Annotated in this window: 8 protein-coding genes; 6 read left to right on the top strand and 2 right to left on the bottom strand. The window is 63.3% G+C overall.

The window, feature by feature from the left end; all coding sequences use genetic code 11:
* Positions 1-300 precede the first annotated feature (300 nt).
* Positions 301-540 carry a hypothetical protein gene (locus ABD919_RS18385; protein ID WP_345237517.1) on the bottom strand — a complete coding sequence of 80 codons (240 nt, stop codon included), beginning with the start codon at positions 538-540 and terminating at the stop codon, positions 301-303.
* An 863-nt stretch (positions 541-1,403) separates the two neighbouring features.
* Between ABD919_RS18385 and ABD919_RS18380 the strand changes: the two genes are divergently transcribed.
* Together ABD919_RS18380 and ABD919_RS18375 are read left to right on the top strand one after the other, a co-directional pair.
* Complete coding sequence (locus ABD919_RS18380) at positions 1,404-1,670, top strand: antitoxin VbhA family protein (protein WP_345237516.1); 267 nt, start codon at positions 1,404-1,406, stop codon at positions 1,668-1,670.
* Positions 1,671-1,680: 10 nt separating this feature from the next.
* Positions 1,681-2,364 (top strand): response regulator transcription factor, encoded by a 684-nt coding sequence (locus ABD919_RS18375; RefSeq protein WP_345237515.1) that lies wholly within the window; start codon positions 1,681-1,683, stop codon positions 2,362-2,364.
* Positions 2,365-2,455: 91 nt separating this feature from the next.
* On the opposite strand, the gene ABD919_RS18370 is transcribed toward ABD919_RS18375, so the two are convergent.
* Positions 2,456-3,472, bottom strand: coding sequence for a chemotaxis protein CheB (locus tag ABD919_RS18370; protein ID WP_345237514.1), 1,017 nt, complete (start codon positions 3,470-3,472; stop codon positions 2,456-2,458).
* A gap of 344 nt (positions 3,473-3,816) precedes the next feature.
* Here ABD919_RS18370 and ABD919_RS18365 point away from each other — a divergent pair, with 344 nt between their 5' ends.
* The 4 genes from ABD919_RS18365 to ABD919_RS18350 all read left to right on the top strand — a co-directional run bounded on the left by ABD919_RS18365 (position 3,817) and on the right by ABD919_RS18350 (position 12,267).
* Positions 3,817-6,846 (top strand): CheR family methyltransferase, encoded by a 3,030-nt coding sequence (locus tag ABD919_RS18365; RefSeq protein WP_345237513.1) that lies wholly within the window; start codon positions 3,817-3,819, stop codon positions 6,844-6,846.
* Between the two features lie 379 nt (positions 6,847-7,225).
* Positions 7,226-10,030, top strand: coding sequence for a sensor histidine kinase (locus tag ABD919_RS18360; RefSeq protein WP_345237512.1), 2,805 nt, complete (start codon positions 7,226-7,228; stop codon positions 10,028-10,030).
* Between the two features lie 211 nt (positions 10,031-10,241).
* Positions 10,242-10,991 carry an MbnP family protein gene (locus tag ABD919_RS18355; protein ID WP_345237511.1) on the top strand — a complete coding sequence of 250 codons (750 nt, stop codon included), beginning with the start codon at positions 10,242-10,244 and terminating at the stop codon, positions 10,989-10,991.
* 163 nt (positions 10,992-11,154) lie between these two features.
* Entirely contained in the window at positions 11,155-12,267 is a 1,113-nt protein-coding gene (locus ABD919_RS18350; protein ID WP_345237510.1) for a cytochrome-c peroxidase, read from the top strand.
* The last annotated feature ends 217 nt before the right edge of the window (positions 12,268-12,484 follow it).

Below are 12,484 nucleotides of genomic sequence, written 5' to 3'. Positions count from 1 at the left end.
TTAGCAGCCCCGGCTAGCTCCTGCTGCGGCCTCGCCTCCGTACCAGCCCGGATGGCTGCCCCAATAGAAAATACCTGCCAGCCCGGATTTCGCTGCGGCGTCTTTCTTACCTCCTTTGTGCTGCCGTCGCACTGCTGCATCTTGGCAGCTGCGTGGCAGAGGCCGGGTATCTTGGTGGAGAGCCGGCCCCTTCCCAGGCCGGTTCCTGCTGCCCACGGCGAGCGGAGCGGGGACCGGCTTTTGAGGGTGTGTTCGAGGCTCGCCGGAAGGCGCGGGGTTTGCTCGGTATGCAGCGGCTGCTTAAGCCAGTAGCCAGAGCAGCTGCTCTACGTTCTGCACTGCACCGCGGCAGTAAGCGGCCGGACGCTTCCAGTTGCCAATAAACGCCTCTACCATACCGGGGCCATCGGGCAGGCAGCGCACGTAGGCCCGCCCCTGGGGCAGCAGGCGGGTGTAGATGGTGCCGGACTTATTGCCCCAGCCCGGGGGGGGCGTAGGGCAGGGCTCGAAACCAGAAGCTTGGAGTAATTCTTCACTCATAGACACGCGGATAGCTGTAAGAAGTGGGCAGGGCCCGCCAGGGGTAGTCTGGCTCTACAAAGTTCCGGCTCCAGAAGCCCGTTGCAACTCCGTGTATTTACCCATTCGCGTTGTGGCAACTACGGTATTTTTCCGGTATTACGGCTCGGCATAAACTTGCCTTAACACGGAGCAGCCCCTGGGCTAGCATAAGTCCAGGGGCTACCACGGAAAGCACATCGCAGGGCCGACGCTAAGCCGGCTGCAAGCTGGTGTGAGGACTACCGGCGCGTAAGTCAGGTGGGCAGGCGCGGTAGCGGGGAATAGCACTGTGCCGGGGTGAGCCCCGGCACTGCACTCAGGGCTTTAACGCAGCACAAGGCCGTCGGATTGCCTGAGCCGTAAAAAAAAGTAGCTCGGCGGGCACAAATCCCAAGTTTTACGGAGCCGGGGAACCGCCTGCTCTTCGGCTCTACGTATTAATGCGGGCGGCCGAAAGACCTGCGTTGACCAGGTTTGTATGGTGCTTCACCAAGCAGCGTGCGGGGCCAGGCGCTGCTACTGCCGCATGTATTTCACCCGCATGAGCCGGGCTAGCCCGCCAGAGCGCGAGCCCAAGCCACGGGTAAATACGTAGCTAAAATCGGTACTCGACCTGATGTCAAACCCGTATTTGCCCGGTTGGTTCGTCCGCAAACGTTTCCGTACTTTGTTATCTACTCTTCAGCCCTGCTTTACAAGCTTTCGGCCCGCTGCCGAGGCTTGCGGCAGGGCTTCTTTCATCTGCCCACCCCCAGCTAGGCTTACCCTATAGCACGAATTTTTACGCATTAACCCCCTGGCACCTCTGCTGATGGCTGCCGGTTTCTCTATCCCACCCGTACATGCACTCTATCCAGTTCAAGCCCGCACCCGAGGGCTTAACGCCTGCCCAGCTGCAGGCCTGGCAGCGCCGCCGGCGCACCGCCGAAAACACCCTTGAAATCGAAGTTTTGAGCGGGGCCGTGCCCGATGCCCAGACCATACATCTGTTTCAACGCTACATCAACGGCGAGCTTACCCTGGGCGAGGCCATTGAGCGCGTGCGCAAGCTGGCACCCGTCGACCACCAGACCTTCCGGCTCTACTTTACCCGCCGCCACGTAGCCTAATGTTTCGTCTATGATTCGGGTATTTCTGGTCGACGACCATACCGTGCTGCGGACCGGCATTCGCAATGCCCTGGCCACGCGCGACAACCTGGTAGTAGTAGAGGAAGCCGGTAGCGGACCGGAGCTGCTGGAAAAGCTCGCCAACACCCCGGCCGACGTGGTGTTGCTCGACATCAACATGCCCGGCATGGACGGCCTCGAAACCTTAAGCCAGCTGCGCAAAGATTTTCCCGGGGTGCGGGTGCTCATGCTGTCCATGCTCGAAAACGAGCAGTACATGCAGCGTGCCCTCGACGGCGGTGCCCACGGCTATATCCTCAAAAGCGTGGGCGTCGATGAGCTGGTTCAGGGCATCGAGGCGGTTGCTGCCGGCCGCTTCTTTCTCTGTGCTGAAGCCGGAATGGAAGCGCTGCGTAAGCTTAAGACAAGCGCCAGCGCACCCGGCGCCAGCGCACCCGGCGCCAGCGCACCCGACGCCAGCGCACCCGGCGCTGACGCGCCGCAGCTGTCGCAGCGCGAGCGCGAGGTGCTGCAGCTCATTGCCGAAGGCTTTACCAACCAGGAAATTGCCGACAAGCTCTTCACCAGCAAGCGCACCATTGAAACCCACCGCCAGAACATCCTGGACAAAACCAACATGCGAAACACGGCGGCCCTGATACGCTACGCGGTGCAGGAGGGCATTGTCTCTTAGGGATTTAGGCCTTAGACGTTAGAAAGTTCTATTGCAAGAACATTTCTAATGTCTAACGTCTCATGTCTAAGGTCTACCCAAAAAGACCTTGCTAGTCCTCCGGCGTGACCACTGTAGAGCCGCTGGTGCCCCCGCCGCCGTTGATGAGAAACTCGCGCAGGCGGTTGATGTGCTTTTTGATTTCCTCAATCCGCTCTTCCTGCTGCACCGAGTAGAAGCTTTCGCCGCGGCTGGCCATGCTGGTGAGCAGGTTTTTGCGCTCCTCCATCATGCGCAGGGCCACCCACAGGGTTTCTTCCAGGTTGTGCTGGGTACTTTTCAGTAGGCTGTCGCCAGTGAAGGTGTGGCCCGTGTGGCAGCGGTAGCGCAGCACCTTGCCGTGCGTGATTTCCCAGAGGTTGCCGCCGCAGTCGGGGCAGGTAATGGGCACCAGCTGCCCGATTTTATCAACGTCTTCAGTATTTCCCACGACACGTTCCGCGATGGCGGCTTCTTGGATTAAGTCTTCCGGTATCGGGGCAGAGCCGGGCTGCGATTCTTGTTGGGTAAGCCGGGCCAGTAGCGGGCCCATCTGGCTGAGGGTAACCACGTGGTCGATGGCCACGTTGCGTAGCGCCGTTTCGGGCATGCTGGAATATTCGGCCTCGTGGGGGTCCTGCACCACAGCGGTGCCGCCGCAGCGCTTGATGAACTCCAGCCCGGCCGTGCCGTCGTGCAGCATGCCGGTGAGCACCACGCCAATTACATTGGGCCCATACGCCACGGCCGCCGAGCGGAACAGGGCATCGGCAGCGGGGCGGTAGTGGTTTTCGCGCGGCCCTTTGGTGACGAGAATGCGGCCCTCCCGCACCAGCAGGTGGCGGTCGGGCGGGGCCAGGTACAGGGTGCGGTCTTCGAGCAGGTCGCCGTTCTGGGGCAGGCGGCAGCGCAGCCCGGTATGCCGGGCCAGGCGGTCGACGAGGTGCTGCCCGTCGGAGTCAGGGGAAAAATGCTGTACCACCAGCACCGACGCCGGCAGCTCGCCCGGCAGCTGACTTACCAGCTTTACCAGCGCCGGCATGCCCCCGGCCGAGGCGCCAACAACAATCAAATGGGAGGGTTTGGCCACGAGTTGGGTTCCGTATTTCAGTTACTTGCTGCACCGGCTGATTCCACTGTATGCCCTGGGGCTGGGCCAGCGCCGGCAACGAAAAACGAGCAGCAAGATGGATGTTTGTACGGGGATTTCCCCAAAAAAGGTAGGCGGCACTTGCGTTTTTTAAGGTAATTTTGGGGATTGGGCAGGGCGCAAATCAGACGGTTAAGGCAGGAGTCGAACAGTAGTGTTCGGGGACAAGCTTTGCGTTAGCCTGTTAAGCTGGACCAGCGCTAACGCTCATCTATACCTGCATCTCGCACCTATTGGCGCCGGGTAGCGTTTCGCCGCTCCCGCTCCCGCTCCCGACACTGCCCATGACTTCAGCCACCCCCGACCACGCCACTCCCGACCAGGAGCCGCCCATTGTGGAAACGCCTGCCGAGCTGCTGCCGCTCGAGGTGCCGGCCATGACGCCGCAGGTGCGCGAGGCCCAGCGCCAGGACGACGGCGCCGACAAGTTTCCGGTGGTGGCCCTGGGCGGCTCGGCCGGCTCGCTCAGCGCCTTCGAGCAGTTTTTTCAGGCCATGCCCGCCGATACCGGCATGGCGTTCATCGTCATCAGCCACCTGGCGCCCGACCAGGACTCGCAGCTGGCCCAGGTGGTGCAGCACTTCACCCGCATGCAAGTGATGGAAGCCACCGACGGCCTGAGGGTGCGCCCCAACCGGGTGTACGTCATCCCGCCCGGCGTCGACATGAGCATGCTGCACGGCACGCTGCTGCTGTTTGCGCCCAGCGCCCAGGCCGGCCGCCGCCTGCCCATCGACTTCTTTTTCCAGAGCCTGGCCAAGGATGCCCGGGAGCGGGCCGTGGCCATCATCTGCTCGGGGCTGGGCTCCGACGGCACCATTGGCCTGAAGATGGTGATGGAAAACTTCGGCATGGTGATGGTGCAGTCGCCCGACACGGCCGAGTACGACTCCATGCCGCGCTCGGCCATCGCCACCGAGTTTGTCGACTACATCCTGCCCGCCCACCAGCTGCCGGGCCGCCTGCTCGAATACGTGAACAAGCCCGTGCACCTGCGGCCCCGCCGCGAGGAGCCCGAGTCGGATTCCAAGCCGGCCCACGCCCTGCAGAAAATCTTCCTGCTCATCCGGGCCCAGACCGGGCACGACTTTTCCTTCTACAAGCGCAACACCGTGTTCCGGCGCATCGAGCGCCGCATGAACTCCCACCAGATAAAGGAGTTTACCCACTACGTGCGCTACCTGCAGGAAAACCCCGCCGAGGTGGAGGCCCTGTTCAAGGAGCTGCTTATCGGTGTGACGAAGTTTTTCCGCGACCAGGAAGCGTTTGAGATGCTGAAGGTGCGCCTCATGCCCGTGCTGCGCCAGAAGCCCGCCGACAGCACCATTCGGGTGTGGGCGCCGGGCTGCTCCACGGGCGAGGAGGCTTATTCGCTGGCCATTACCCTGCTCGAATGCCTGGAGCTGATGGAGCCCACGCGCTACCTCAAAATCCAGATTTTCGCCACCGACCTCAACGCCGACGGCATCGACGTGGCCCGCGTGGGCATGTACCCCGAGAACATTGCCGCCGACGTGAGCCCCGAGCGCCTGCGCCGCTACTTCACCAAGGTCGACAGCTTCTACCAGATTCGAAAAGAGGTGCGCGACCTGGTGGTGTTTGCCGTGCACAACATCAACAAGGACGCGCCCTTCACCAAGCTCGACCTGCTGGTGTGCCGCAACCTGCTCATCTACCTCTCGGCCGAGCTGCAAAAAACCCTGCTGCCCGTGTTTCACTACGCCCTCAACTCCGGCGGCCTGCTGTTTCTGGGGCCCAGCGAAAACCTGACGGGCTTCCAGGACCTGTTTCAGCCCCTGGACGTGAAGTGGAAGATTTCCCTCCGCCTCGAAACCAGCTCGCCGCTTACCCGGCTGTTTTATTTTCCCACGGCCATGGTACGCCACCAGGCGCCGCCCTCGCCCGCTACTGGCTCCATGAACCCCACCTCCCCCCGCAAAGACGGGCCCTTCGCCGCCCTCGTCCAGAAGCTGCTACTGCGCCAGTACACGCCGCCGGCCGTCGTTATCAACAACAAGGGCGAAATCCTGTACGTGAACGGCCGCACCGGCCGCTACCTGGAGCCGGCCCCCGGCCTGGGCGGCCTCAACCTCTTCGACATGACCCGCGAGGAGCTGAGCTACGAGGTGAGCGGCGCCGTGTTCCGGGCCACCAGCACCCGCGAGACGGTGGAAGTAGAAAACGTGCGCGTGAAAACCGAAGCCGGCATTCAGCTGCTGCGCATCACGGTGAAGTACCTGGAAGAGCCCGAGCAGCTGGCCGGCCTGCTGCTGGTGGTGTTTGAAGACCAGCCCACGCCGCGCAAGGTGCGCCTGGGCAAGGCCACCATCGGGGCCGACATCTCGCGCGATGCCGTGGTGGCCTCGCTGGAAAAGGAGCTGCAGTTCACCAAGCACCGCCTGCAAAACACCATCGAGGAGATGGAAAGCAGCGTGGAAGAGCTCAAGAGCACCAACGAGGAGCTGCAGAGCGCCAACGAGGAGCTGCAAAGCACCAACGAGGAGGCCATGACCAACAAGGAGGAGATGCAGAGCCTCAACGAGGAGCTGATGACCCTCAACATGCAGTACCTGAGCAAAACCGAGGAGCTGAGCCAGGCCGCCAACGACATGAAAAACCTGCTCGACGCGACCGAAATAGCCACCATCTTCCTCGACCACGACCTCGTCATCAAGCGCTTTACACCCAGCATCAACCGCATTGTGAGCTTGCTGCCCTCCGACCTAGGCCGGCCCATCACCCACTTCGCGCCCCACCTGCGCTACGAGCGCCTGCTGAAAGACCTGCAGCAGGTGCTCGACCGCCTCGTGACCGTGGAAGCCAACATCCAGACCACCGACGGGGCCTGGTTTGCCATGCGCATCCTGCCCTACCGCACCCTCGACAACTACATCAGCGGGGCCGTCATCACCTTCACCGACATCACGGCCCTCAAAACCCTCGAAACCCAGCTGCAGGAAAGCACCGCCCTGGCTGAGAGCATCGTCGAAACCGTGCGCGAGCCCCTGCTCGTGCTCGACCGCAACCTGCACATCCTGGCCCTGAGCAAGGCCTTCTCCGAGCTGTTTAGCGTGGAGCCCGAGCAGGCCAAGGGCCAGCCCCTGCACGACCTCGACGGCGGCGTGTGGCACAGCCCCGCCCTGCGCCAGCACCTGCAGGCCGTGCTGCAAAACCCCACCCAGCCCTTCGACGACTTCGAGCTCACCGCCACCTTCCCCGGCGCCGGCCCCCGCCGCCTGCTCCTCTACGGCCGCTGCATCACCAGCCGCGGCGTGCACACCGGCAAAGTGCTGCTGGGCATGCGGGAAGCGTAGAGGAGTAGTTAACAGTTAACAGTGAACAATGACTAAAAGAGCCTTTTGAGCGTGTCATTGCGAGGCGGAGCCGAAGCAATCCGTCCTGTTCTCAGCGACCAGCCTAAGGATGTGAAAAGCCCCAACGCCAGAACCGGCATTGGGGCTTTTTATGTATCACATCTCAAGGTGACTGAGTGCTAGAGGACCGATTGGCTACGCCGAACTGCGTTTACTTCGCTGCGCTCGCAATGATAGCGGCCGCCCTTGGGAGCCGGAATGCCAGGCAGGCCGGGGCGCCAACGCCAGGGCAAATGGGGCGCCGCGTTCACCCCTAAGGCCAAAGTTTCGTACTGCGCTTGCCCTGTGTTGGCTACATTGGGTGTACCATCTGGCTGCTATGACAACACTTCCCCCGGACGCTGCTTCCGACCTGCCCGCTGATAAGAACGTGCCCGCGGCCCGCCCGGCTCCCGCTCCGACCCTGGTGCACGAGGCGCTGCACGCGCTGCGGGCGCGGGCCGAAACCCGCCGGCAGCTGGTGACGCAGGCCACCGAGCGCCAGACGCCGGCCGACCTGCAGCGCCTGGTGCAGGAGCTGCAGGTGCACCAGATTGAGCTGGAGATGCAGTACGAAGAGCTGCTGCTGGCCCAGGCCGAAGCCCAGGCGGCCCGGGCTCAGTACGTAGACCTTTACGACTTTGCGCCGGTGGGCTACTTTTCCCTGAGCGACGCCGGCGTCATCGAGCAGCTCAACCTCTGCGGGGCCCAGCTGCTGGGGGCCGTGCGCCAGCGCCTGCAGGGACGCCGCTTCGGCCAGTTTGTGGAGCCCACCGACCGGGAGGCCTTCGGGCAGTTTCTGGCCCGGGTGTTCCGCACCGAGCGGGCCCAGCAGCTGGAGCTGCGCCTGCGCCGCGACGACAACCGCCTGGTGTACGTGCAGCTCGAAGGCCTGCAGGTAGCCACCGGCCCTGACGCGCCGCAGTGCCGCCTGGTGGTGCTCGACGTCAGCCAGCGCCGCGAGGCCACCCTGGCCCGCGAAGCCGCCGAGGCCCGCTTCCGCGCCACCTTCGAGCAAAGCAACGACGGCATGATTCTGCTCGAAGGCCACAGCTTCGTCGACTTCAACGCCGCCGCCCTGCGCCTGCTGGGCACAACGGACCCCCGGCAGGTGCGGGGCAAGTCCATGCTGCCGTTCTGGCCCGAGCGCCAGCCCGACGGCCGCCTTACCATCGACACCCTCAACACCTGCCTGGATTTGGCCCAAACCTCGGGCTGGTGCCGCATCGAGCTGCGGCGCACCCTGCCCAACGGCCGCGAGGTGTGGGACGAGCTGTCGTTCAACCCCGTACTGGTACAGGGCCGCCCCCTGCTGCACGCCATCTGGCGCGATGTGACCACCCCACGCACCGCCCGCGAGCAGCTGCGCCTGAGCGAGGAGCGCCTGCAAATGGCCCTGGGTGCCTCCGAAACCGGCATTTTTACCTGGGACGTGGCCAGCAGCCTGGTGCAGTGCGATGCCCGCACCCAGGCCATCTTCGGCCGGGCCTACGACCCCCGGCCCATTGCCATGGACGAGCTGAACCAGGCCCTGCACCCGGCCGATGCCGACCGCGTAGCGGCCGCCTACCAGGTGGCCATTGAGTACGGCACCGCCCTGGCCCTCGACTACCGCGTGCTGTGGGCCGACGGCTCGGTACACCACGTATCGTTGGCCGGCCGCCTCGTGCGCGACGGGCGCCGCCAAACCTTCGCCGGCGTGTTTCGCGACGTGACGGCGCTTTACGAGGCTGAAGAAGAGCTGCGCGTCAGCCAGGACCGCCTGCAGCTGGCGCTTACCGCCTCGGCCAGCGGCGTATGGAGCTGGGAGATAAGCAGCAACCAGCTCTACTTCGATGGCCGCGCCCGGGCCATTTTCGGGTACGAGGCCACGCCCGCCGTGCTCACTTTCGCCGAGGTGATGAGCGCCGTACACCCCGACGACCTGGCCCTGGTGGAAGCCCGCATCCAGCAGGTGTTTCACGACGGCACGCCCCTCGACTCGGAGCACCGCATTCGGCAGCTCGATGGCAGCGTGCGTACCATAACGGTTATGGGCACCGTGGTACGAAGCGACGAGGGCCACCCCCTGCGCCTGACGGGCATTGTGCGCGACATTACCCACCGGCGCGAAACCCAGGCCCAGCTGCGCCGCGAAAAGGAGTTCTCCGACAGCCTGCTCCAGCACAGCATCGACGGCATTGCCGCCTTCGACCGCGAGGGCCGCATCACGGCCTGGAACGTCGAGGCCGCCCGCTACGCCCGCCTTTCAGCCGAAGCCGTGCTGGGCCGCTCCATCTTCGAGGTGTACCCCCGCTTCAACAACCCCGAAACGCTGGCCTCGGTGCAGCGCGTGCTGGCCGGCGAGCAGGTGGCCCTGCTGGGCTTGCGGTTCAGCCACCGCGATGGCGAGTACGACACCTACCTGGTACCGCTCAGCAGCCAGAGCGGCGAGGTGACCGGCATCCTGGCCATTATCCGCGACGTAACCGAGCGCAACCGCCTGGCCGAGGAAGCCACCCGCCTGCGCCTGCGCCAGCAGCAGGAAGTGCTGTCGGCCATTCTCGAAACCCAGGAAACCGAGCGCAAGCGCATCGCCGAAGCCCTGCACAACGGCCTGGGCCAGGTGCTGTACGCCACCAAGCTCAGCCTCGAAGGCAAGGGCAGCGCCCGGCCGCCGGCCGAGTCCCTTAAGCTGCTCAACGAAGCCATTCGCACCACCCGCACCATCTCCTTCGAGCTCACCCCCGGCATTCTGCAGGACTTCGGCCTGCGCATTGCCCTCGAAGAGCTGGTGAAGCGCATCTCGCCCCGCCACTTGCCCATTAACCTGCACCTGCAGGGGCTGGAGCCCGCCCTGCCGGCCCCGGTTGAGATTGCCGTGTACCGCATTGTGCAGGAGCTGCTCAACAACGTGCTCAAGCACGCCCAGGCCACCGAGGTAGAGGTGCACGTGGTACGGGAAAACAAGCTGCTCGAAGTAAGCGTGGAAGACAACGGCCAGGGCTTCGATGCCAACATGCTGGCCAGCGCCCCGCTCGAAGGCATTGGCCTAGCCGGCATTCGCAACCGCGTGGCACTGCTGGGCGGCACGCTGCAGGTTCAGTCCCAGCCCGGCCGCGGCACCATCGTCAGCATCGAGGTGGAAGTGGAGCAAGCCCAGTAGTTGGTGGTGGCCGGGGCAGGGGAGAGGCCCGGGGAAAGCCGAATTACGTCTTTCGGTGTGATTGTTGCGGGCCTTATGGTGCCGTTAGCGCGGCCTTTTCTGTATATTTGAAAGGCCGCCGCAAGCGGGGGCATTGCACCTTTTACCGCTTTCACCTGTCTGGCTTTCGGGCCTGAGCCGGAACACCGTTTGCGCACTCCTACACTACTCCATGAAGCTCTCTACGCTATTGCTAACCCTGCCGCTGGCCGCCACCCTACTCAGCAGCTGCAAAAAAGACTCCGATACCCTCACCGGCAGCGTGGGCGTGCACTTTGATGCCCAGGCCAACGGCAACTCTTTCGCCCTGGGCCGGGCCGTCACCAAGTCGGATGGACAGAGCTTTACCCCCACGGCTTTCAAATACTACGTTTCCAACGTGCGCCTGCTCCGGGCCGATGGCAGCGACTACGCCGTGCCCGAAAGCTACTACCTCATTGATGCCGCCAAGCCCCTCACGGCCCAGCTGAGCCTGCCCAGCATTCCCCTGGGCGAGTATACCGGCATCAGCTTCCTGGCCGGTGTTGATGCGGCCCGCAACAGTGCCGGCGCCCAAACCGGCGCCCTCGACGCCGGCCAGGGCATGTTCTGGGACTGGAACCAGGGCTACATCTACAGCAAGCTCGAAGGCAGCTCGCCCGACTCGCCCACCGGCGCCATCACCTTCCACATCGGTGGCGTGCCCAACATCCGGCCCATCACCATCTCCTTCGGCACCGCCAAGCTGGCCGTAGGCGACCACGGCGAGTCTTCCATCCACATACCGGTAAATCCGCTGGCCATGTTTGAGAGCAGCAACGCCGCCAACCGCATCAGCTTTGCTACCACCTACCGCGTGATGTCGCCCACGGGAATTTCCAACACCATGGCCGACAACATCGCCGCCGGTATGTTCCTGGCTGCCCACGTGCATAATCATTAGGTATTAGGTATTAGGTATCAGGTATTAGGTATTAGGTATTAGGTATCAGGTATTAGGTATTAGGTATCAGGTATTAGGTATTAGGTATTAGGTATCAGGTATTAGGAAGTTCTTTGTTCTATTCCGCTAGGGTACTAACAACACTTAACAACCGCCACTGCGCATGAGCTCACCGCGTCCTGCTCGTTTTCTGTTCTGGCTGCCGGCAGCGCTGCTGGCATTGGGGGTGCTGTCCTGCTGCAACGACCCCAACGAGCCCAACCCGGTACCAGAGCCCACGGTGTACCGGCTGCAGATTCCCGAAAACTTCCCGCAGAACCCGGCCCAGCCCGCCAACAACCCCCTCACCAACGAAGGAGTAGAGCTGGGCCGCCACCTGTTCTACGAAACGGCTCTGTCGGTCGACAACTCGATTTCCTGCGCCTCCTGCCACCGGCAGGATAAAGCTTTTGCCGATGCCCAGCCCCGCGCCGTGGGCGTGAACGGGGCCCGGCACGCCCGCAACTCCATGCCCCTGCAAAACCTGCTTTGGGAAGACAAGCTGACCTGGGACGGGGCCTCGGCCACGCTGGAGCAGCAGGCCCGCGTGCCCCTCGAAAACCCCATTGAGATGCACCTGCCCCTTACGGCCGGTGTGTCCCGCCTCAAGGGCATGCCCAAGTACGTGGACCTGTTCCGCAAGGCCTTCCGCGGGCAGGACATCACCGAGGAAAACACCCTCAAGGCCCTGGCCCAGTTCGAGCGCACCCTGATTTCCGGCAACTCCCGCTTCGACCGCTACCGCCGCGGCAACCGCACCCTGCTGAACAGCGACGAGCTGCGCGGCCTGCAGCTGTTCGTGACCCACCCCGACGGCCGCGTGCGCGGCGGCAACTGCAGCGACTGCCACGCCGGCGACCTGCAAACCGACCGCGAGTTTCGCAACAACGGCCTCGATGCCACCCTCACCGACCTGGGCCTGGGCGCCGTGACGGGCCGCGCCTCCGACAATGGCAAGTTCCGGGTACCCTCCCTGCGCAACATCGAGCTGACGGCTCCCTACATGCACGACGGCCGCTTTGGCACGCTGGAGCAGGTGCTTGACCACTACAATGAGCACGTGGCTCGCAACAGCCCCAACATCGACCCGCTCATCGTGAATGCCACCAACGACCCATTCCAGGCTCCGAGCAGTCAGCTTGGACTCACAGCCACGGAAAAGCGGCAGATTATTGCTTTCCTGAAAACCCTGACCGACTCCAGCTTTGTCCGCGACCCGCGCTTTGCCCGGCCCTAACCCGTATTTACCCGTAAAAAGGCCCGGACGCACGCTGCGTCCGGGCCTTTTGCTTTATTCAGACCGGACCAGCGGCCCGGGTTATAACTTGCATGCAGGAAGCAGGTTGATATAAACAGCGGTTCTGCTTTTCAGTTGTTATTATTCGAAAATTGAAAGACTTAGCTGGTTTAAATTAAGAGCTAGCCATTGTTTATAATCTGCTGCGTTATGCCTT

The sequence above is a fragment of the Hymenobacter saemangeumensis genome (genome assembly GCF_039541835.1).
Taxonomy (GTDB): domain Bacteria; phylum Bacteroidota; class Bacteroidia; order Cytophagales; family Hymenobacteraceae; genus Hymenobacter; species Hymenobacter saemangeumensis.
The sequence above is the reverse complement of the archived record's forward strand: the minus strand, read 5'-3'. Positions and strand labels throughout refer to the sequence as shown.